This window comes from Acinetobacter sp. AYS6, assembly GCF_025630795.1.
In the GTDB taxonomy this organism is placed as follows: domain Bacteria; phylum Pseudomonadota; class Gammaproteobacteria; order Pseudomonadales; family Moraxellaceae; genus Acinetobacter.
The window spans coordinates 83,877-106,812 of the sequence record NZ_JAOTNV010000004.1 but is presented as its reverse complement, the minus strand read 5'-3'; the positions used below and the strand labels follow the sequence as shown (position 1 = coordinate 106,812).

Here is a 22,936-nt window from a genome sequence, read left to right as displayed (position 1 = left end):
GAGAATTCACTATGGTCATACGTCTAAATGGGCGTAGATGCATTAAGAGAAAGGTAAGTATACAATGATTTTAGTGACAGGTGGTTTAGGCTTTATCGGTTCACATATTGCTTTGAGTCTAATGGCCCATGGGCAAGAAGTGGTAATTGTCGATAATTTGGCTAATTCAACCTTGCAAACGCTGGAGCGCCTAGAGTTTATTTCTGGTATGTACGTTCCATTTGTTAAACTTGATGTACGTAATACACCCGCATTGAATAAGGTCTTTGAGCAATATTCAATTGATGCAGTTGTTCATACGGCTGGTTTCAAATCAATTGAAGAATCTAATCTTAAACCTCTTGAATATTATAATGATAATGTAAGTTGCATCATGAGCTTACTACGTGCCATGCAACGCACAGGTGTCCGTCACTTTATTCATCTGTCTAGCCTTGCAGCCTATGGAAAATCTGGTCTGCAATTAAGCGAAACAGAAGAATTTAATTATACTTATCCTAATCCCTATATTAAGTCTCAACAGATGATTGAAGAAATTATCCGTGATACTTATAAAATTGATCATGAGTGGAAAATTGCGATCTTGCGCTTATCTAATATTGTAGGTGCATTTGAACATGGGGTGCTCGGTGAATATGTTGCACAGCTTCCTAAAAATATTGTACCGCTTGCTATGCAAGTTGCCGCAATGCAACGTGATTTAATCGAATTACAAGATCAAGCTGAAACATCGGACCATACGACTGAACGTAGTTTTCTACATGTTTTAGATGTATGTGAAGCTGTAACTGCAAGCTTACATTGGCTGCGCGATCAAACCCATTGTTGTGAGGCATTCAATATTGCCCATGACCAAGTACACTCTATTCGTCAATTACTCGATGAAATTTCACAAGTCACTCAAGCCGAAATTCCGACTCAACCTGCGATTTATAAGCATGTTGAGTTAGGCCAAGTTGGGGCAGACATAACGAAAGCAAAAACATTATTACAATGGTCACCTAAACGTCCATTAAAACAAATGATTGAAGATGAATGGCGCTTTTATCAAAATACATTAAATGGAAGATAAGATAATGATTCTTATTTACAACAATGGAATGCTTGAGTACGATATTAAAATTAACTAGCCAGAGCAAAACTTGCTTCAGCCCGTGAGTTCTTTAACCAGATAACTGAGGTTTCTATGCAAACACGAATTGAACATGACACTATGGGTGAGATTGAAGTTCCAAATGAAGCATTGTGGGGAGCACAGACTCAACGCAGCTTACAGAACTTTAAAATCGGGCAAGAGCGTTTACCCCGTGCCATGATTCGAGCAATGGGGCTGGTCAAAAAGGCTGCTGCGTTAACTAATGCTGAACTTGAACAGTTACCGCAAGATTTGAGTCAATATATTGTCGGCGCGGCTGAAGAAGTCATTGATGGTAAGTGGGATTCACAGTTTCCTTTAGTGGTCTGGCAGACAGGTTCTGGTACACAAAGTAACATGAACTGTAATGAAGTAATTGCCAATATTGCAAACCAAAAATTAGGTCAAGCATTGGGTGCCCAAAAACCTGTACATCCAAATGATCATGTCAACCGTGCTCAATCAACGAACGATTCATTTCCAACCGCTATTCACGTAGCAGCAAGTTTGCAAATTAATGAATTACTCATTCCTGCCGTAGAGCAGCTTAAAGCGACTTTGCAAAAAAAATCAAATGAGTTTCAGTCTATTGTTAAAATAGGTCGTACCCATTTACAAGACGCAACGCCGTTAACATTGGGTCAAGAATTTAGTGGTTATGTGTCTCAGCTTGAGCATGGATTAGTTCGCTTGCAACAGGCGTTAACAGGCTTATATGAATTACCATTAGGCGGTACTGCGGTAGGGACTGGGCTAAATGCACATCCTGAGTATGCAGTGAAAGCAGCTGCTCAGCTTGCTTTGCTTACAGGCTTACCATTTGTAACGGCTCCAAACAAATTTGAAGCACTTGCAGGACGTGATGCTGCTGTTTTTGCTTCTGGTGCATTAAAAACGCTTGCAGTCAGTTTAAATAAAATTGCAAACGATATTCGCTGGTTGGCTAGTGGTCCACGTTGTGGTTTCGGTGAAATCCGTATTCCTGAAAATGAACCTGGTTCAAGCATTATGCCGGGTAAAGTAAACCCGACACAAAGTGAAGCAATGACCATGGTTGTTGCACAAGTACTTGGAAATGACACGACTATTAATGTGGCAGGTGCTTCAGGTAACTTCGAATTAAACGTATTTATGCCAGTGATTGCCTACAACCTATTACAGTCTATTCAGTTGCTTGGCGATGCTTGTAATAGTTTTAATGATCACTGTGCGGTAGGAATTGAACCTAATCAGGATAAAATTGATCACTTCTTACATAACTCTCTTATGTTGGTAACCGCTTTAAATCCAGTGATTGGCTATGAAAACTCTGCAAAAGTTGCAAAGACTGCTTATAAAGAAAATAAAACTTTAAAGCAGGTCGCTGTTGAGCTCGGTTTGGTTACAGCAGAACAATTTGATGAAGTGGTTAAACCTGAAAAAATGGTTTCACCAAATAGTAAATAATCTTTTCTAATGGACTTTTTTATTAGCAAATACTTGGGTAATATCCGCGAGTTGCTAAGTACAACAAAAGTCCTGAATGATCAGCGCAAAAAATCATAAGGGGAAGGCCTGCTTGAAAAAGTAGGCTTTTTTTATATCTTTAAATATAAATGTCATATCTAGGCTTTATTTTTGCTAGGTTATTTTAAGCCCAAATCAATAATTGTTCTAACAATAAAGAAATCGTAAATCATTATACTGTCTCAATTCATAAATACTTTTCCAGTGCATGCCAAAGCAGCCGTTTTGAAAGTTAAGTGTAAAGATTAATTTAAATAGTAGTTAACCCATTAGTAAGTCAATTCTGTCAGACGTATGACGCTATAAGAAAACCAAGCAGGTATCGACTAATGGCGGGGTTTTTTATTATTAAGTATTTCTGTAATATCTATGTATTGGTTTAGCACTGAATGATTAGTGTTAGGAATCAAAAAAAAGTGGAGTTTTAAAATACACATATATTCAAATATTTATGTTTTTTAAATGTTTGAATTATTTTATTTTTAATTTGATTCACATTGCTGGTGTTTAGCTGTAACGAAATTGGAAGATGATTGTATACATCTTTCAATTTTAGATTTAAGCATCTTCTTTGCTAGGCCCATTTCTGATTGAGATGAGGAAGTGGGCTTATTATTATTTAAGAAAAAACATAATTTTTAGATGGAATTTGGATAGTGATGTACACAATTAGATATGTTCATCGGAACAATACTTACTATGTCGCTTCGAATATCGAAGGAAATTTTATTATTCTTGAGTCAATTGATTCAGGATTTCGTATGGGTCATCAAATTTCTTATGATGGTGAAAAGATATTCAACCTTACTTTGAATGATGAAACTGATGCAGTCATTAAATTAGAAAGTAATGAAAAAACAGCATACGAATACTTACTTTCGGTTAAATAAACTGGTTTTTTATGATGAATTATTTCTTTAGGAATTAGGTAAGAGTAAAAAATACTTCTTAATAATAAAGCGAACAACGTTATTAAAAAATTCTTATTGGTTGTATATCTATTACCGTATAAGAAGCCCGCCAAAGACTAGTTCTTGGTAGGGAGGAGATAGCCATGACAATAATTAAACACATAACAACGAAGAGCTCTTTTCGGAGGGCTTTTTATCAATAAAGCTTAAACTTTCACTAATTAAAGGCGAATTAGCGTTGAATAAGCTGTCATAATTGTTAAAATGCGCACCTTGTCCTGTTTTTATGTTGTTTTTAGTTTTGCATCTTTTTGCGATATTTTAAATAAACTAATTAAAACAGAAGCTTAGCTAAGGATTTTTGAATGCTCTCTATTTATTTGACAGATACTCAACAACATGTGCAATTTAATGATTATCCTGGTGATCAGCCTGTTAAGTTTCTGTTAAATCTTAAAAAGATTTTCCCGAGTACAGGTGACTTATTATTACCAGTTTTACCTGATGATAATGATCTAGAAAATGTAACTTGGGAATCAACTTCAGAAGATTTTGATGTCTTTAAAAAGCTATTGGCTGGATGGGGAGTTATTGAACTTCGTTTAAATGCAATTACGGCTTATAAAGATAAAAACTTTGCGAATGAGTTAGTGAAACAAGCTCAAGCAAAACGTAAGAAAACAGCACAAAAAAACCATCAACTCTCTTTGGTTGCACTTGATTATATTTTTATGCATGAAGTTCATGCATTAATTGATGCGGAATTGGTCACTATTGGTGAGAAATTTTATTTACCAACCTTGCGTGAGCAATGGAAAGGCATAGTTTCAGATCCAGTGCTCAATGGAAAATTCTAATTAAACACAAAAGGTGAATTTATGGAAATTCACCTTTTTTATTTTTATAATTAAATTAATGAGTTATCACTTGATAATTGCTGGTACAAAAGTTTACAAGAAAAGAATGCGTTTTTTCTAAAGTGGCAGATACATTGCTTATATAAATACAAAATTATTGCGGGAGAGAGGTTCGAAAGAACCCGCCGAAGGAGCAACAAGCCCGGAAACTCTCAGGCAGAAGGACTGTAATAATTAAAAAATCTGGAGAGAAGCTTAGATTTATAAGAATTGAAAATAATAACTTATAAATTATAAACTCACCGAAGGGGAAGATCTAAACGTTAAAAGGTAACGTTGGGGTCGAAACTCTCAGGTACCAATGACAGATGGGCTGTACTGATGAAATGTTCTGCATTTCTGAGGAGTCTGTTATGCCACATGTTATTGTGATAGGTGCGGGAATCACAGGGGTTACCTCTGCTTATGAATTATCGCAACTGGGTTATCAAGTCACAGTGATTGATCGACATCTATATCCTGCAATGGAAACATCATTTGCCAATGGAGGGCAATTATCGGCTTGTAATGCCGAAGTATGGAACCAAAAAGCCACTGTAGTTAAAGGCTTTAAATGGATGAGACAAAAAGACGCACCACTACTGCTGAATCCTTCATTTAGTTTGCATAAATATAGCTGGCTAGTTGAGTTTTTATCCCATATTAAAAACTATGAAGCAAACACGATTGAGACAGTCCGTTTGGCATTGCTTGCTCGTAAGCGTTTATTCGAGGTTGCTGAAAAAGAGCAACTCGAGTTTGATTTGGAGAAACGTGGAATTCTCCATATGTATCATAGTAAGGCTGACTACGAGATTGCTAAACAAGTAAACAGTGTATTGAACAAGGGTACATTAGAGCGTTATTCAGTTTCACCTGATGAGATGAAAACCATAGAACCGTCGTTAACAGGCGAATATTTTGGTGGCTATTACACGCCAAGTGATGCAACAGGGGATATTCATAAATATTCAACTTCTTTGGCTGAAAAGACTAAACAATATGGCGTTCAGTATAAATTCGGTCTGGAAGTCACAGATATTAAATGTCATCCAGACAAAGTGATCGTAAGTTGTCAGCCAAGCGCAGAGCATCCTTATCTTGTTGAAACCGATAGCATCCAAATCGAAGGTGATGTGCTTGTAGTTTGCGGTGGTGTAGGAAGTTATCAACTCGCCGATATGATTGGAGAGCGGGTAAATGTGTACCCAGTAAAAGGTTATTCAATTACCGTGCAATTAAAAGATGAGCAAAGTGTAAAGAATGCACCGTGGGTTAGTTTACTAGATGAGAGCGCTAAAATTGTGACTTCTCGTTTAGGTAAAGATCGGTTGCGCGTGGCGGGAACTGCTGAATTTAACGGTTACAACCGCGATATACGGGCTGATCGTATTCAACCTTTGGTGAATTGGGTAAACCGTAACTTTGATATTTCAACTGAGCATGTGGTGCCTTGGGCTGGGTTAAGACCAATGATGCCTAATATGCTGCCTGTAGTGAAGCAGGCTAAACAGCCTCGTATTTTCTACAATACAGGACATGGGCACTTAGGGTGGACTTTGTCAGCGGCGACAGCGGTTTTGGTTGGTCAAGATATTGCTCAAAAATATCCAGTCTAGAAAGTAAAAAGCCAGTGTTCAACACTGGCTTTTATTTAACGCGCTAATCATATAATCGGTAGATTCCGCTAAAACGCTCACAGCCTTTCTGTTGGGTTTTCACATGAAGTAAAGCTTTTTGAAAATCAAACTGATATTTACAGTTATGTTCATTGTCTAAAATTTCACTTTTTTGTTCAGGCGAACTATAGGCCATCAAAGAAATCGTTTGAGTTTCTTTGCGGTTATTTGGATTGCGATATGCTATTCCTTCAATCTTGATTTTATCCTTTGCGAGCTGATGGACTTGAATATGAACAGGTTGTGCTGCTATACGTCCATTTTCAAACTTAAGGTAATGCTGGGTAAGCGTTTGCTTAAGTGATGCATAAAAATTTAGGTCATCTGTACGTAAATCAAACTGTTGTTGAATACACGTATTACTCTTGCATTGCTGAGTATATTTAGACCATAACTTTTGTGTATCCTGTAAAAGTTGTAGGGGGGCATCAGTAACTAAATATGCAGAAAGATATTTATTATTGAGTTGCGTTCTCGATTCACTAAATGTTTTTGAGCAGATTTTAAGCTCAGTCCCAGAATTGGAGCAGTCTATTGATTCTGCAAAAACAGGAGATGAACATAAACAACTCAATGTCACGGCAAAACTTAATCTTTTCAATTGATTCATATCAGTATTAGACAGCATGATCGCTTATACTTTCAGTCTACTTTGCTAGGTGTACTATAGCGAAACAGAAAGGCTGAATACAAGATTTCTTAAGTTTTTATGGAAGGTAATAGTTATATGGTTGCTCAAATTCGCATTGGTCAAGGAATGGATGTACATGCCTTTGAAGCGGGGGACTTCGTTACATTAGCTGGCATTCAAATTCCACATACACATGGTTTGAAAGCACACTCTGATGGTGATGTAGTACTCCATGCCCTATGTGATGCTTTGTTGGGCGCTTTGGCACTCGGAGATATTGGACAACATTTTCCTGACACAGACCCGGAATATAAGGGTGCAGATAGCCGAGTATTGTTAAAGCATGTTTACCAGCTAATCTTGGATCGTGGTTATCAGTTAAATAATGCCGATATTACGGTGGCTTGTGAACGCCCCAAATTAGCTAAGCATAATTTGGAAATGCGCCAAAGCATTGCTGATGTTTTAAATGTGGATATTAATCAAATTAGCATTAAAGCAACGACAACCGAAAAACTTGGGTTTACCGGTCGTCAAGAAGGTATTTTGGCTACAGCGACTGTTTTAATTTCTCATCACACTAAGTGATCTGCCTGTTGCAAAGACTGCTGAAGCTCGAGAGTTGCCTTACGGCCTTGTAGCTGTAAGGTAATACTATGAATGAGTCCAGTCCAAGTCTCATTAGGTTCCCAAATTTCGTGCAATAAATCCTGAGAAGTAGGCATGTCAATATTCATATAAAACTGTCTATAGACATACATAAGGCAACTTACGCGTTTATTTTTGGCGCAATGTATCCAAACAATTTCATTTTGCACTAAATGATCAATCAAATCTAAAACTAATAAGCACTGCTCAGCAGAAGGCGTCTCCCAATCAATTGGAATATGAATATAATTTAAACCAAGGTCTAAACAAATACGGTCTTCATTTTCAAGGTGATTTGAAGCATTAGTTAAAGCAAGGTTAATGACTGTGCTACAACCAAACTCTTTAATCAATTTTAGTTGTTCAGCAGAAGGCTGGGCCGAGCTAAATAAATGTTCATGAATAATCGAAAATGCGGGAATTTGAGATAATGATTGTTCAAGGGTTGTCATGATCGCACTCTACAAGAGTAGGCTTAGCTTATTGTGTAGAATGTTATACACGATTCTAGAGAATAGTTGAAATACAGCCTGCTTATATATTCGGCAACGTTATCAAATTTTTAAAAATAATTAACTGGAAAAGTACAAGTCCTATAAAATAAAAAAACAGCATCATAAAGATGCTGTTTTTTTAACTCAAAATTTAAGCTTTTTTTAGATTTTCATTCAATAAAAATTCGACTAAAGCTTTTTGAGCATGGAGACGGTTTTCTGCTTCATCCCATACGACTGCATTTTTATAATCGAGCATGGTTTCAGAAATTTCTTCGCCGCGATGGGCTGGTAAACAGTGCATAAATAAGCAGTCAGGATGAGCAAGGCTCATTAATTTTTCATTGACCTGAAAAGCAGCAAAGGCTCTTTCACGAAGCTTCTGTTCTTCTTCTTGCCCCATACTTGCCCATACATCTGTAACGATAAGGTCAGCATTTACAGCCGCATCTTCTGCATTGTCAAAAACTTCGGCACAATGACCAAACTCTGCTAAAAATTCAGGTTTAGGCTCATATCCTTTCGGTGATGCAATTTTGAGTTTAAAGCCCATCATGTGTGCAGCTTCAATATATGAGTTACACATATTATTGCCATCACCAATCCAAGCAACAGTTTTTCCTTTAATGCTACCGCGGTGTTCATTATAAGTTTGTAAATCTGCAAGTAACTGACAAGGGTGATGGTCATCTGTCAAACCGTTAATCACTGGAACTTTTGAATATGATGCAAAACGTTCAACAATGTCATGACCGAAAGTACGAATCATCACAATATCAAGCATACTTGAAATTACACGTGCTGAGTCTTCAATTGGTTCACCGCGACCTAGTTGTGTGTCGCGAGGCGATAAGAAAATCGCACTACCACCAAATTGATTAATGCCTGCTTCAAAAGAGATACGTGTACGCGTGCTTGATTTCTCAAAAATCATTCCCAATACTTTACCGACAAAAGGCTGATATACCTTATTGTCATGCTGCATTTTTTTAAGTTCGCTTGCGCGTTCTAAAATGCGATTAAGTTCTAGAGTGGATAGATCACGTAAAGTCAGGAAATGTCTTAGAGCCATGTAGCTACTCCATAATAATTGTTATGAAATACAACAATTATCTGTTGTTGGCTGGGTGGATGTGGGAAAAAAGAAGTCTACTATACTATAAGCATTTTAAAATGCAAAAGAATTAGGCTTTATGATGACCTCTTAAGAAAACATCAACACAATAGTGAATATAATCAATTACTTCTTTCTCATCCGGTGGTAGCGGCATCCCCATAATCATGCGCCATTCTATATCACGTAAAATTCCAAAATACATTAATGAAGAATGATTAGGAGAAGTGCAAAGAATTTCTTCAGCCTGATGGGAAATTAGAAGTGCCTGAGCAATTGTGTTTTGTACATCTTGAGCACATTTTTCATATAGGTATTTGCTCAAAGTTGCATTGCATTGTGTTTGTTCAATAACTAAACGTAAAAAAGCGATATGTTCGGGTTGAATAATATGAGTATAAAAGCGAATGAGAGTTTGAATTAAATAGTTGCGTAAACATGTTTGGGAAGGCTGAAAGGGTACACAAATATCTTTAAAGAACATTTCACGGCGATAATCGCAAATTGCGGTAAATAAGCCATCTTTATTGCCAAAATATTTATAGATAGAAGCTTTTGAACCACCAGCATGATTAACAATGTCATCAAGAGAAACGGCATCATATCCTTTATCCAAAAACAGCTCGGTTGCACTTAGCAATAAAGCTAAGCGACGTTCTATACCTCGACGTGTTTGGGGTTTTTCACATATTGAATGATGTGACTCAAGGACGGAATCATGCATAAAATTTCATAACAACGGTTAACTTTGCTTATTTAGTATAGCAAAACTATCTTTAAGGATGGTCATCGCTATTTTTTTAGTTCATCTGCTGAACAGTAAACATGTACTTTAAAAAATAAACCAATAGGAAATATAAGCTTAAGGGGAGTTTTAAAAAGATCTAATGATGTAACCTTATGTTCATTTTTAAAATTAATAAAAATCTAACCGCAAATTGAAAGCGGCTAAGATACTCTTAGCCGCTTTCAAATTAGAGGATAAGTTTTTTAGGCTTCAGTTTGGGTAACCTTATGTTCATCTTCTTCATCATCGTCAGCAGAATCCATTCCAAGTTCTTTTAACTTGCGAGTTAAGGTATTGCGGCCCCAACCTAATAATTCTGCTGCGTGACGTTTTCGTCCACGCGTTTGTTGTAAAGCGGCGTTAATTAAAGTGCGCTCAAACATTGGTGTAGCAATATCCAAAATCTTCATTTCACCATTCTTAAGCTTTTGAATTGCCCATTGATTGAGTAATTCATCCCAATGGTGTAAAGAAATGCGTTCAAATGAAGGAGCAGGTTGTGCAGAGTCACTATTTTTTTGCAATGGAACCTGTTTGAGTTCAGAAGGTAAATCTTCCGGATAAACTTCACGTCCGGTAATCATTACAGTTAACCAGCGGCACGTGTTTTCAAGTTGTCGAACATTACCGGGCCATGGCAGCTGTTGCATATAGTCTGTTGTCTCGGTACGTAAGATTTTTGGACTCACGCCAAGTTCTTTGCCAGCACGTGCAAGAAAATGCTGAGCCAGCATTGGGATATCTTCACTGCGATGGGCAAGTTTAGGAATATGAATGCGAATCACATTTAAACGGTGATATAAGTCTTCACGAAAGCGGCCTTCATTTACCAGCTTTTCTAAATCCTGATGCGTTGCTGCAACGATTCGAACATCAACTTTAACTGGAATATGTCCACCTACACGATAAAACTCACCGTCAGCGAGCACACGAAGTAGTCGAGTCTGTGTTTCAAATGGCATGTCGCCAATTTCATCAAGGAATAGAGTTCCACCATTTGCTTGCTCAAAGCGGCCTTGATGTTGAGTGTTTGCACCTGTAAATGCACCTTTCTCATGACCAAATAACTCGGTTTCAATCAAATCTTTTGGAATTGCCGCCATATTTAAGGCAATAAAAGGCTTTGCACGGCGTGGTGAGTGCTTGTGTAAAGCATGCGCAACTAATTCTTTACCTGTACCAGATTCACCATTAATTAAAACAGTAATATGAGATTGAGATAAACGACCAATAGCGCGGAAAACCTCCTGCATTGCTGGAGATTCACCAATAATTTCTGTTGATTGAAGAGGCGAAGCTGTTTTTGTGGCTTCTTGCTGCTGTAGTTTGTTGATATGCAGAATTGCACGGTTCACTAAAGCTAAAGCTTCATCAATATCAAATGGCTTTGGCAAATATTCAAATGCACCTGTTTGATAACTTGATACAGCAGACTCTAAATCGGAGTGGGCAGTCATAATAATGACAGGTAAATCTGGATGAGAGTTTTTAACTTTAGATAAGAAAGTTAAACCATCAATTCCAGGCATTCGAATGTCAGTTAAAATGACATCGGGCGCTTCGTGGTGCAAACGTTCAAGTGCAGTTTGAGCTTCTTCAAAATTAGTGACATCAAAACCTTCTTCTTTAAAGGTCTTTTCTAATACCCATCGCATGGCGCGATCATCATCAATAACCCATATTTTATTTCGCGACACGGTCTGACTCCCAAGGTAAATATAAGCTAAAAATAGTTTTTCCAGGAACAGATTGGCATTCAATCATTCCGTTATGTTGATGCATAATATTCTGTGCAATACTCAGGCCAAGCCCAGTACCTTTTGCTCGTCCGGTAACCAACGGGTAAAACACAGACTCTAAAATACTCTCAGGGATACCTGGCCCATTGTCCTCAATATCGACCCGCACTGTAGACCGATTTAGCACACCATTAATTGTGACAAGCCGTTGTATGCGGGTACGTAAAATTAGCTCTGGTTCCTGATCTATAAAAAATGCTTTGTTTTCAGTGATGGCTTGAATTGCATTTACACTAATGTTGAGCATGACTTGTATTAACTGATCACGATCAGCATTAACATCGGGTAAAGACAAATCATAGTCACGTATAATTTTAATTTTCTTCTTTGTCTGGTTTGCAATAAGAGAGCGTACCCGTTCTAAGGGTTCGTGTACGTTAACATTTTCATAACTTGGCAGTTGTCTAGAACCTAACATGGTATCAGCCAAGTTGGTTAAACGATCTACTTCATTAATGATGACATCGGTGAATTCCGCATAAGTCTTATCATTTAAACTGCGAGCGAGTAACTGGGTTGCTCCCCGAATACCTGCAAGGGGGTTTTTAATTTCATGTGCAACACCACGCACGAGCTGCCTAGCTACTTGATGCTGTTGAACCAGATTTTCTTCTTTTGAAATCTTTAACATGCGATCAATTGGATTGAGCTCGATCAACAGTAGTGGATGGTAGCTTTTACCTGCATTTAATTGAGAAACCGTGTAATCCACATGGAGATCTTTAAAGTTGACATTAATGACAGCTTCTCGACGTGTATAAGGTTGGCCGGTTTTTATAGTGTTTAATAAAGCTTCATGCGTATTAAAAGTATCGTCAGGGGCATGAAGCAAGTTTAAAACGGGCTGTCCTGAAGCACGAAGCAAACTAATGTCAAATAGTGCTTCGCAGGCTGAATTTAAATAAAAAATGTTCAAATTACTATCGATTAATAAAATCGCAGTAGTTAAATTGTCTACCAAGAGGCGATAGTCGATAGGGTTGTGTTGATCCATTAGCGAATCGTTCCTGTCTTAAAATAGCGCAATGGCATCTTCATTGGTTATCGGATTTTCACCGTTATAGAACATGAACGATGCAAAATATACGCCAACTTTGTTTATGGGTTATTTTAAAGTTTTAAGGTACTTAAAAACGCGCTGAAATCGTTCTTTATATCTTTTGATCAAAACGGGTAGCTTAAGTTTAGATAATAACATGATCTAAATTGGTGCAAAGGTGAGTTTTGGTGCAAATGTTGGTTGTATTTTGGTGCATTACACAAAGAGTAGGCTTTCCACCTATGCTTGAGACAAGAAAAGACATACAATACGCGCATTCAAGTGGAGCGCAGATTCATGAAGACCCCCAAAGTCGGTTTTGTTTCTTTAGGTTGTCCTAAGGCATTGGTAGATTCTGAACGAATTTTAACTCAGTTAAAGACTGAAGGTTATCAAGTTGCATCAGATTATGATGGTGCTGATTTAGTAGTTGTTAATACCTGTGGTTTTATTGAATCTGCGGTACAAGAGTCGCTAGATGCAATTGGCGAGGCCATGAGTGAAAATGGTCGAGTGATCGTTACCGGATGCTTAGGTAAAGATGAAGATAAAATTCGTCAAATGCATCCAAACGTTTTAAAGGTTACTGGTGCAGCAGCATATCAAGATGTGATGGAAGCTGTGCATGAGTATGTACCAGCGCCACCTAAACATAATCCGTTTATTGATTTGGTTCCTGAACAAGGGATTCGCTTAACACCAAAGCATTATGCCTACTTAAAAATATCTGAAGGATGTAACCACCGTTGTACCTTCTGTATCATCCCAAGTATGCGTGGTGACTTGGTTTCTCGTCCAGTCGGTAGTGTATTAGAAGAAGCTGCGGCACTTAAAAGAGCAGGTGTTAAAGAAATCTTGGTTATTTCTCAAGATACATCGGCTTATGGCGTAGACACCAAGTACAAACTTGACTTCTGGAATGGTCAGCCTGTTAAGACAAAATTCTTCGATATGTGTGAAGCACTAGGCCAATTGGGCATCTGGGTGCGTCTACACTATGTTTATCCATATCCACATGTGGATGCGGTAATTGATTTAATGGCACAAGGTAAAATCCTGCCATATCTAGATATTCCTTTCCAACATGCAAGCCCACGCGTTCTTAAATTAATGAAGCGTCCGGCACATAGTGAAAATACACTAGAAAAAATTAAGCTATGGCGTGAAAAATGCCCTGATCTTGTGATTCGTTCTACTTTTGTGGTGGGTTTCCCAGGTGAAACTGAAGAAGACTTCCAGATTTTGTTAGATTGGTTAGTTGAAGCTCAACTTGATCGTGTAGGCTGCTTTACCTATTCACCAGTAGAAGGCGCTACGGCAAATGATTTACCCGATCATGTGCCAGAAGAAATTAAGCAAGAGCGTTACGAGCGCTTTATGCAAGTGCAGCAGCAAATATCTGCTGCAAAATTACAAAAACGTATTGGTCAAACGATGACTGTACTAGTTGATGGTTTGGAAGATGAATATCCTGTTGCCGTTGCACGTTCTTATGCCGATGCTCCGGAAATTGACGGTAATGTGTTTGTAGAAGATATCGATAAGAGCACTATTCAACCGGGCGATATGTTGGAAGTCGAAATTACCGATGCAGACGAATACGATTTATTTGCAAAGTTAATTAAAATTAAATCGGTTTAATCGAAATATATTTAAAGAGCATTCAGTTTAAGAGGTTTTGGAGCAAAGTCATGGCGGAAACAATTAGCCCTCGTTATTCACGTATTCTATTAAAATTATCTGGTGAGGCATTGTCAGGTAATAAAGATATGGGTATTGATGCCCAAGTTTTAGATCATATGTCACTTTCAATTGCACACTTGGTTGGCTTGGGTGTGCAAGTGGGTATCGTTGTGGGTGGCGGTAATTTGTACCGTGGTAGTCAGTTGCAAAAAGATGGCTTGGTTGGTCGTGTAACAGGCGATCAAATGGGTATGCTTGCAACTGTGATGAATGGCTTAGCTATGCGTGATGCTCTAGTTCGCCGTAATATCAGAACTCGTCTTATGTCTGCATTACCAATTGGTACAGTCGTAGAGTCTTATTCAAGTCGTGATGCGATTCGTCATTTAAGCCAAGGTGAAGTTTGTGTTTTCGTTGCGGGTACAGGAAATCCATTTTTCACAACCGATACAGCAGCATGTTTACGCGGAATTGAAATTGAAGCGAATTTAATTTTAAAAGCGACCAAAGTAGATGGCGTTTATAATAAAGATCCAAGTAAATTTGAAGATGCTGTTAAATACGATCATTTAACGTTTGACCAAGTATTAGATGAGAAACTTGGTGTTATGGATTTGACAGCGATTTGTTTATGTCGTGACCATAACGTGCCATTGCAAGTTTTTGATATGAATAAATCAGGTGCGTTATTGTCAGTAGTGATGGGTGAAAAAGAAGGGACGCGCGTTACTAAATAATGTACGTGTTACCGAAAGCTCTTTATACTAGCGCTAAATTAAATTTGTTAAATATATCTTTGAATAAATAAGTAAGGTAGATCATATGATTAACGATCTGAAAAAAGACAGCGAACAGCGTATGTTAAAAACTCTAGAGTCTTTGGAACTCGGGTTTGCTAAAGTTCGTACCGGCCGTGCACACCCATCAATCTTAAATGGTGTGATGGTTCCTTACTACGGTTCTGATGTGCCATTAAATCAAGTAGCAAACGTGGGTATTGAAGACTCTCGTACACTTATTGTTCAGCCATTTGAGCGTACAATGGTTTCAGCTATTGATAAGGCAATCCGTGAAAGTGATCTTGGTTTAAACCCGATTACAGCAGATGCAATTCGTGTACCTTTACCAGCTTTAACTGAAGAAACACGTCGTGATATGCAAAAAGTTGCGCGTAACGAAGCTGAAAATGCAAAAGTTGCGATTCGTAATATCCGTCGTGATGTATTAGGTGACATCAAAGCATTGTTAAAAGAAAAAGAAATTTCTGAAGATGATGAGCGCCGTGCAGGTGATGATATTCAGAAAATTACTGACAAATATGTTGCAGAAGTAGACAAACGTCTTGCAGCGAAAGAAGCAGAATTGATGAAGGTCTAATTTTATGACCGATTCTGAAGAGTATCATCTTCCCAAGCATGTTGCCATCATTATGGATGGCAACAACCGCTTTGCAAAAAAAAATCAAATGCAAAAAGGTGATGGGCATCGGGAAGGTAAAAATGTTCTTGATCCTATCGTTGAACATTGTAAAAAAACTGGTATACGTGCTCTAACTGTTTTTGCATTTTCAAGTGAAAATTGGAATCGACCGCAGTATGAAGTCGATCTACTTATGAAGCTTTTGGAAGAAAGTATTCATGAGCAAATACCTCGCATGAAGAAATTTAATATTGCTTTGCGTTTTATTGGTGATCGTTCTCGATTATCTTCACACTTAGTTGCCTTAATGGAAGATGCAGAGCAACAGACAGCACACCATGACACTATGACGCTCACTATTGCAATAAGCTATGGTGGGATGTGGGACATTGCAAATGCGGCAAAACAGGTTGCAGAGGCTGTTTCCCGTGGTGAATTTGGTGCTGATCAAATAAATGTTGATTTGTTCGAAAAATATGTCAGTCTAAACGATCTGCCAGCTGTGGACCTATTAATCCGTACAGGTGGAGATTATCGCATATCTAATTTCTTGCTATGGCAAGCAGCTTATGCGGAACTGTATTTTACGGATACTTTATGGCCAGAATTTACAGTAAAAGAGTTCGACCATGCATTGAATGTTTTTTCAGGGCGTGAGCGTCGTTTTGGCAAAACATCTGAACAAATTCAGCAAGAGAAAATAGAGAATTTATAATGTTAGAGCGGATTGTTACCGCATTGGTACTTGTTGCAGTTGTTTTAGGCTGTATGTTTGCTACGCAATCACATTATCCAATGTTGGTTCTTATGATTGTTGCAGCAGGGGTTGCGGGGTATGAGTGGTATAAATTAATGCCACGTGAAACTGCAAATGCTGTTAAACCCAAAGCTTGGTGCTACGGTCTGCTTGTTGCATTTGTTTCAGGTGTCGCCCTATTTTTTCATGATATTGCATTACTTTTGTGGTCTGCTTCAATTTTGACTTGGATTGTAAGTGTATATTGGGTCAAGTCATTTCCTGAATTTGATGGCTGGTATAACGCAACCTTGTATGTAATTGGCATAATTTTAGTCTGCGCTGCGGTAACGTCAATTTTTGTAGTATGGCAAAGTTCACCATGGTGGTTAATGTATCTGTTTTTACTCGTGTGGGGTGCAGATAGTGGGGCTTACTTTGTTGGTCGTAAATTTGGAAAAAGAAAACTAGCTCCAACTGTAAGTCCAAACAAATCAGTAGAAGGTTTGTATGGGGGTATTCTTACGACCATATTAATAATGGTAGTTGTGCAATATCATTATCTAAATTTAACTTTAATTCAGCAAATTCTGTTTCTTATATTGTCATTAATTACAGTATTTGGTTCAGTTTTGGGTGACTTATTTGAATCAATGATTAAACGTCGTGCCGGTATTAAAGATTCTGGTCGTGTTCTGCCAGGACATGGCGGTGTTTTAGATCGTATTGATTCTTTACTTGCTGCAGCCCCGATCTTTGCAACGGGAATGTATATATTAAAACTTATTGGTGTAGATTTATAGATGACACAATCTGTTTGCATATTAGGTGTAACCGGTTCCATTGGTCAAAGTACCTTAAAAATTTTAAATCAACATCCTGATAAGTATTCAGTGTTTGCAGTTTCAGCTCATAGCCGAATTTCTGAGCTGGTTGAAATTTGTAAACTTTTTCAACCAAAAGTTGTAGTTGTGCCTGAGCAAAAAGTTGCCGAATTAACAGCTCTATTTGCATATAATAAATTACAAAATATTGAAATTTTGGTTGGCGAGCAAGGTTTAGTCAGTATTGCTTCACATCCAGAAGTTGATGTGGTTATGGCTGCAATTGTTGGTGCTGCAGGTTTGTTGCCAACGTTGGCCGCTGTGAAAGCTGGTAAACGTGTATTATTAGCGAATAAAGAAGCTTTGGTTATGTCTGGTGAAATCATGATGCAAGCAGCACGTGATCATCAGGCATTGTTATTACCAGTAGATTCCGAACACAACGCTATTTTTCAGTCATTACCTCATAATTATTTAGAAGCCGAAAGAAATGGGCAACCACAGCAAGGCGTATCTAGAATTTTATTAACAGCCTCTGGTGGCCCTTTTTTAAACCATTCTTTAGAGCAACTAAAAAAAGTTACTCCTCAGCAAGCCTGTAAACATCCCAATTGGTCAATGGGGCAAAAAATTTCAGTTGATTCAGCTACACTTATGAACAAAGGGTTGGAATTGATTGAAGCATGCCATTTGTTTTCAATATCCGAACATTTTGTTACAGTTGTTGTTCACCCACAAAGTATCATTCATTCTATGGTGCAATATGTGGATGGTTCAACATTGGCACAAATGGGTAATCCTGATATGTGTACGCCCATAGCTCATGCTTTAGCATGGCCTGAGCGCTTACAGACTAGTGTTCCTGCTTTAAATTTATTTGAATATTCTCAACTTAATTTTCAAGCACCAGATATTCAAAAATTCCCAGCACTTGATTTGGCACGCCAAGCAATGCGGGCGGGAGGTTTGGCACCTACTATTTTAAATGCTGCAAATGAAGTTGCTGTTGCTGCATTTTTAAAGGAACAAATTGGATTTACAAATATCCCACAAGTGGTAGAGCATACTTTGCAAAAATTGGAAAATTCAGTTGCTGAAAATATTGAGTGCATTTTAGATAAAGATGAAATAGCACGACATGTAGCACAGCAATATATATCAAGTATAGGAGGCTGAAATGAGCGCATTATTTATGATTGCAGCAGCGGCTCTTTTACTTGGTCCTTTAATTGCAATCCATGAGTTCGGCCATTATTGGGTTGCACGAAAACTAGGTGTTAAGGTTTTAGTATATTCCATTGGTTTTGGGCCTACCTTACTCAAATGGACATCAAAAAAATCTGGAATCAAATATCAACTTTCAGCTTTACCATTGGGCGGCTATGTAAAAATGCTCGATGAGCGTGAAGGTAATGTTGCAGAGCAGGATTTACCTTATGCATTTAATCGTCAAAAACCATGGAAACGTATAGCAATTGTTGCAGCTGGTCCTTTAATTAACCTGATTTTTGCTGTCTTACTTTTCTGGATCTTATTTTTACCAGCACAAGAACAACTGAACACTAGAGTTGGTAAGGTTATACCAAATTCACCAGCAGCAACTGCACAAATGCAAGTAGGTGATAAGATTATTGCAGTTGATGGAAAAGAAACACAAACTTGGGAAAAGCTTAACTTTGCTTTGATTGATCGTGTAGGTGAAACCGGTAGTGTAAATATTGATGTAGATCGTGCAGGTACTGAAAAAAATATTGTTTTACCGATTAAAGACTTCTTAAAAAACCAGAATGAATCAGCTTTAGATGTGTTAGGTTTTTTACCATATCGTCCTATTATTCCAGCTGTTGTTACTGAGTTGACTCAAGATGGAGCTGCAATTCGTCAAGGAATGAAAGTAGGTGATCGTATTGTTTCTATTAATGGTCAAGCAATGAAAGATTGGTTTGATGTTGTAGAGGTTGTGCAACATTCTCCAGAAAAATTACTCAATATTGATGTGTTACGTAATGGTCAAGTAGTTCATTTGCAAATTATGCCTCAAGGAAAACGGGATAACATGGGGCAAGTAAGCGGTGTCTTGGGCGTGAAAAGTGATGCAGGAAAAATTACAATTCCTGACGAATATAAGCAAACAATTCAATATACTCCAATACAAGCTTTTGAAATGTCACTAGATAAAACTGGTCAAATCTCTAGCATGATATTGAGTTCAATAGTAAAAATGGTTAAGGGTTTAATTGGTTTAGAGAATCTTTCTGGGCCAATTACAATTGCGAAAGTAGCGGGACAAAGTGCAGAAATGGGATGGCAGACTTTTATCTCATTTATGGCTTTGATGAGTGTAAGTCTTGGAATTTTAAATTTATTACCAATTCCAATGCTAGATGGTGGACATTTAGTTTATTACTTTATTGAAGCTATTCGTGGGAAGCCTGTTTCTGAACAAATACAAATGTTTGGTCTAAAAATTGGTATGGTACTGCTCGGTAGTATGATGCTTTTGGCTTTATTTAACGATTTTATGCGTTTGTAAACGTATATGGATTTATAACTTACTGGAAAAAACTGGCATGCGGCACACACATTTTTTAATGCCTTTGGCACTTGTTAGCGCTATGGCAGCGGTACAACAAGCATATGCAGCTGATGATTTCGTTGTTCGAGATATTCGTGTAGATGGATTGGTCCGTCTTACTCCTGCAAATGTTTATACCATGTTGCCAATCAACAGTGGCGATCGCGTTAATGAACCGATGATCGCAGAAGCAATTCGAACATTGTATGCCACTGGACTTTTTGACGATATTAAAGCATCAAGAGATAACGATACTTTAGTTTTTAATGTTGTAGAGCGCCCAATTATTTCAAAACTTGAATTTAAGGGTAATAAACTTATTCCTAAAGAGGCATTGGAACAAGGCCTTAAAAAGATGGGAATTGCTGAAGGTGAAGTTTTCAAGAAATCGGCTTTACAAACAATTGAAACTGAACTAGAGCAGCAATATACCCAGCAGGGTCGTTACGATGCTGATGTAACTGTTGATACGATAGCTCGTCCAAATAACCGTGTTGAACTTAAATTAAATTTTAATGAAGGTACAGCCGCTAAAGTTTTTAATATCAATATTATTGGTAATACTGTTTTTAAAGACAGCGAAATTAAACAAGCCTTTGCAGTTAAAGAAAGTGGTTGGGCTTCTATTGTAACGCGTAATGACCGTTATGCGAGAGAGAAAATGGCAGCAAGCCTTGAAGCTTTGCGCGCTATGTATCTTAATAAAGGTTATATTAATTTCCATATCAATAACTCGCAGCTTAATATTAGTGAAGATAAAAAGAATATCTTTATTGAAGTTGCTGTAGATGAAGGCAGCCAGTTTAAATTTGGACAAACCAAATTTTTGGGTGATGCACTTTATAAACCAGAAGAGTTACAAGCTTTAAAAATCTATAAAGATGGTGATACGTATTCACAAGAAAAAGTGAATGCTGTTAAGCAATTATTATTGCGTAAATACGGTAATGCTGGTTATTACTTTGCAGATGTAAATATTGTTCCGCAAATTAATAACGATACAGGTGTTGTTGACTTAAATTACTATGTAAACCCAGGTCAGCAAGTGACTGTACGTCGTATTAACTTTACAGGCAACAGTAAAACTGCCGATGAAGTATTACGTCGCGAAATGCGTCAAATGGAAGGTGCTTTAGCAAGCAATGAAAAAATTGATTTATCTAAGGTTCGTTTAGAACGTACAGGATTCTTCAAAACTGTTGATATTAAACCAGCACGAATTCCAAATTCACCAGATCAGGTGGATTTAAACGTCAATGTTGAAGAGCAGCACTCGGGAACTACAACATTAGCTGTAGGTTACTCACAAAGTGGTGGTATCACATTCCAGGCAGGTTTGAGTCAAACTAACTTTATGGGAACGGGTAATCGTGTTGCGATCGATTTATCTCGTTCTGAAACTCAAGATTACTATAACTTAAGTGTTACTGACCCTTACTTTACAATTGATGGGGTAAGCCGCGGTTATAACGTTTACTATCGTAAAACAAAACTAAATGATGACTATAATGTTAATAATTATGTTACTGATAGTTTCGGTGGTAGTTTAAGTTTTGGTTATCCAATTGACGAAAACCAAAGTTTAAGTGCTTCGTTGGGTATTGATAATACTAAGGTAACGACTGGTCCTTATGTCTCTACCTATGTTCGTGATTACTTGAAGGCAAATGGTGGTAAAGCAACAGGTAAAGAAAGCTATTGCCCACTTGATAAACAAATTCCTATAAAAGATGATAAAGGTAATATTACCAGCACTAAATGTGAGGAAGGTGGCGAAAGAACTTATGAGAATGCATTCGAAGGCGAGTTCTTTACCTATAACTTAAATTTAGGTTGGTCATATAACACATTAAACCGCCCAATTTTCCCGACTTCAGGTATGTCACATCGTGTAGGTCTGGAAATTGGTTTACCTGGTAGTGATGTTGAATATCAAAAAGCAACTTATGATGCTCAGGCATTTTTCCCTATCGGTAGTACAGGTTTTGTACTTCGTGGCTATGGTAAGTTGGGTTATGGTAATGATTTGCCATTTTATAAGAACTTCTATGCCGGCGGTTATGGCTCTGTCCGTGGTTATGATAACAGTACCTTGGGTCCGAAATATTCAAGCGTAAATTTACAAGAAGAAGGTAAAGATGACTCTTCTCCGGAAGAAGTTGGGGGGAATGCTTTAGTTCAATTTGGTACAGAGCTCGCTTTACCATTGCCTTTCAAAGGTGATTGGACTCGTCAAGTACGTCCAGTTTTATTTGCTGAAGGCGGTCAAGTATTTGATACCAAGTGTGATGTTGGTTCTTATTCTATGATTATGAATGGTCAGCAAATTGCAAATGCTAAAAAATACTGTGAAGATAACTATGGCTTCGACTTAGGCAATATGCGTTATAGCGTAGGTGTTGGCTTCACATGGATCACCATGATTGGACCATTATCTCTTAGCTATGCATTCCCTCTAAATGATAAGCCTGGTGATGAAACTAAAGAGATCCAGTTTGAAATCGGTCGTACTTTCTAAGTACGACTTGACTAAACATGAAATAAGGACACAAATTTAAATGAAAAAATTAAATATATTAATGTTAGGACTAGGTCTGACAGTTTCTGCTATGACCAACGCTGCGGGTTATGGTGTTATTGATCTTGCTAAAGTTGTTGAAAACAGTGCATATTTGAAACAACAAAACGCAAGTTTAAATCAGTCAGTTAAGCCAACCACAACTCGTCTTGAGCAGTTAGGTAAAGAATTAGAAGGTCTTCAACGTCAAGCCCAAACTCAAGGCCAAAAAATGAAAGAAGATGATATTAAAAAGCTCCAAGCGCAATATCAGTCAAAACTCAATGAATTTAATTCTACTCAACAAGGTTTGCAGTCTAAAGTTCAAACTAGTTTGCAAGGCATGAATTCAACTTTTGAGACTCGGGTGAAGCAAGCAGCTGAACAATTACGAAAAGAAAATAATCTTGACTTCATTTTGAATAAAAATTCAACCGTTGCCTATGACGCTAAGTATGATTTAACTGATAAAATGATACAAAAGGTTAATTCAATGAAATAAA

At 37.6% G+C, this 22,936-nt stretch carries 21 protein-coding genes and 1 riboswitch; of the genes, 15 read left to right on the top strand and 6 right to left on the bottom strand.

What is annotated here, in order from left to right:
* Positions 1-64: 64 nt before the first annotated feature.
* The 5 genes from OD757_RS01365 (at position 65) to OD757_RS01345 (ending at position 6,067) form a co-directional block, all read left to right on the top strand.
* Complete coding sequence (locus tag OD757_RS01365; protein ID WP_263030606.1) at positions 65-1,072, top strand: NAD-dependent epimerase/dehydratase family protein; 1,008 nt, start codon at positions 65-67, stop codon at positions 1,070-1,072.
* A gap of 114 nt (positions 1,073-1,186) precedes the next feature.
* The gene (gene fumC / locus OD757_RS01360) at positions 1,187-2,581 is read left to right on the top strand and encodes a class II fumarate hydratase (RefSeq protein ID WP_263030605.1); all 1,395 of its coding nucleotides are present in this window, start codon (positions 1,187-1,189) and stop codon (positions 2,579-2,581) included.
* A 719-nt stretch (positions 2,582-3,300) separates the two neighbouring features.
* Entirely contained in the window at positions 3,301-3,531 is a 231-nt protein-coding gene (locus OD757_RS01355) for a hypothetical protein (protein ID WP_263030604.1), read from the top strand.
* Between the two features lie 386 nt (positions 3,532-3,917).
* The gene (locus OD757_RS01350; protein ID WP_009390283.1) at positions 3,918-4,409 is read left to right on the top strand and encodes a hypothetical protein; all 492 of its coding nucleotides are present in this window, start codon (positions 3,918-3,920) and stop codon (positions 4,407-4,409) included.
* Between the two features lie 150 nt (positions 4,410-4,559).
* Positions 4,560-4,647: riboswitch (glycine riboswitch) on the top strand.
* A gap of 175 nt (positions 4,648-4,822) precedes the next feature.
* On the top strand, positions 4,823-6,067 hold the full coding sequence (locus tag OD757_RS01345; RefSeq protein WP_009390244.1) for a D-amino acid dehydrogenase: 1,245 nt from the start codon (positions 4,823-4,825) through the stop codon (positions 6,065-6,067).
* Positions 6,068-6,110: 43 nt separating this feature from the next.
* On the opposite strand, the gene OD757_RS01340 is transcribed toward OD757_RS01345, so the two are convergent.
* Positions 6,111-6,755, bottom strand: a complete 645-nt coding sequence (locus OD757_RS01340) for a hypothetical protein (RefSeq protein WP_263030603.1) — start codon at positions 6,753-6,755, stop codon at positions 6,111-6,113.
* 99 nt (positions 6,756-6,854) lie between these two features.
* Here OD757_RS01340 and ispF point away from each other — a divergent pair, with 99 nt between their 5' ends.
* Positions 6,855-7,346, top strand: a complete 492-nt coding sequence (ispF, locus tag OD757_RS01335; RefSeq protein WP_263030602.1) for a 2-C-methyl-D-erythritol 2,4-cyclodiphosphate synthase — start codon at positions 6,855-6,857, stop codon at positions 7,344-7,346.
* Here the strand turns inward: ispF and OD757_RS01330 are convergent.
* The 5 genes from OD757_RS01330 to glnL form a co-directional block, all read right to left on the bottom strand.
* Positions 7,334-7,858 (bottom strand): protein tyrosine phosphatase family protein, encoded by a 525-nt coding sequence (locus OD757_RS01330; RefSeq protein ID WP_263030601.1) that lies wholly within the window; start codon positions 7,856-7,858, stop codon positions 7,334-7,336. The genes ispF and OD757_RS01330 overlap by 13 nt on opposite strands.
* Before the next feature lie 193 nt (positions 7,859-8,051).
* Positions 8,052-8,972, bottom strand: a complete 921-nt coding sequence (gene argF / locus OD757_RS01325; RefSeq protein ID WP_009390265.1) for an ornithine carbamoyltransferase — start codon at positions 8,970-8,972, stop codon at positions 8,052-8,054.
* 112 nt (positions 8,973-9,084) lie between these two features.
* A complete protein-coding gene (locus tag OD757_RS01320; protein ID WP_263030600.1) occupies positions 9,085-9,738 on the bottom strand; it encodes a TetR/AcrR family transcriptional regulator in 654 nt (217 codons plus the stop codon).
* 266 nt (positions 9,739-10,004) lie between these two features.
* Positions 10,005-11,498 carry a nitrogen regulation protein NR(I) gene (glnG, locus tag OD757_RS01315; protein WP_034678061.1) on the bottom strand — a complete coding sequence of 498 codons (1,494 nt, stop codon included), beginning with the start codon at positions 11,496-11,498 and terminating at the stop codon, positions 10,005-10,007.
* A complete protein-coding gene (gene glnL / locus OD757_RS01310; RefSeq protein ID WP_003652188.1) occupies positions 11,485-12,594 on the bottom strand; it encodes a nitrogen regulation protein NR(II) in 1,110 nt (369 codons plus the stop codon). Before glnL ends, glnG begins: the two co-directional genes overlap by 14 nt.
* A 342-nt stretch (positions 12,595-12,936) precedes the next feature.
* On the opposite strand from glnL, the gene rimO reads away from it, so the two are divergent.
* The 9 genes from rimO (at position 12,937) to OD757_RS01260 (ending at position 22,935) form a co-directional block, all read left to right on the top strand.
* Positions 12,937-14,280 carry a 30S ribosomal protein S12 methylthiotransferase RimO gene (gene rimO / locus OD757_RS01300; protein ID WP_004701193.1) on the top strand — a complete coding sequence of 448 codons (1,344 nt, stop codon included), beginning with the start codon at positions 12,937-12,939 and terminating at the stop codon, positions 14,278-14,280.
* 50 nt (positions 14,281-14,330) lie between these two features.
* On the top strand, positions 14,331-15,059 hold the full coding sequence (pyrH, locus tag OD757_RS01295; protein WP_003652185.1) for a UMP kinase: 729 nt from the start codon (positions 14,331-14,333) through the stop codon (positions 15,057-15,059).
* A gap of 85 nt (positions 15,060-15,144) precedes the next feature.
* Positions 15,145-15,699: a ribosome recycling factor gene (gene frr, locus OD757_RS01290; protein WP_004791853.1), complete on the top strand. Its 555-nt coding sequence runs from the start codon at positions 15,145-15,147 to the stop codon at positions 15,697-15,699.
* 4 nt (positions 15,700-15,703) lie between these two features.
* Positions 15,704-16,456: a polyprenyl diphosphate synthase gene (uppS, locus tag OD757_RS01285; protein ID WP_009390100.1), complete on the top strand. Its 753-nt coding sequence runs from the start codon at positions 15,704-15,706 to the stop codon at positions 16,454-16,456.
* Positions 16,456-17,280 (top strand): phosphatidate cytidylyltransferase, encoded by an 825-nt coding sequence (locus tag OD757_RS01280; RefSeq protein ID WP_009390306.1) that lies wholly within the window; start codon positions 16,456-16,458, stop codon positions 17,278-17,280. Before uppS ends, OD757_RS01280 begins: the two co-directional genes overlap by 1 nt.
* Complete coding sequence (ispC, locus tag OD757_RS01275) at positions 17,281-18,477, top strand: 1-deoxy-D-xylulose-5-phosphate reductoisomerase (protein WP_263030599.1); 1,197 nt, start codon at positions 17,281-17,283, stop codon at positions 18,475-18,477.
* A gap of 1 nt (position 18,478) precedes the next feature.
* Positions 18,479-19,834, top strand: a complete 1,356-nt coding sequence (gene rseP / locus OD757_RS01270) for an RIP metalloprotease RseP (protein WP_263030598.1) — start codon at positions 18,479-18,481, stop codon at positions 19,832-19,834.
* Between the two features lie 37 nt (positions 19,835-19,871).
* On the top strand, positions 19,872-22,394 hold the full coding sequence (gene bamA, locus OD757_RS01265) for an outer membrane protein assembly factor BamA (protein ID WP_263030597.1): 2,523 nt from the start codon (positions 19,872-19,874) through the stop codon (positions 22,392-22,394).
* 40 nt (positions 22,395-22,434) lie between these two features.
* The gene (locus tag OD757_RS01260) at positions 22,435-22,935 is read left to right on the top strand and encodes an OmpH family outer membrane protein (protein ID WP_005039993.1); all 501 of its coding nucleotides are present in this window, start codon (positions 22,435-22,437) and stop codon (positions 22,933-22,935) included.
* The last annotated feature ends 1 nt before the right edge of the window (position 22,936 follow it).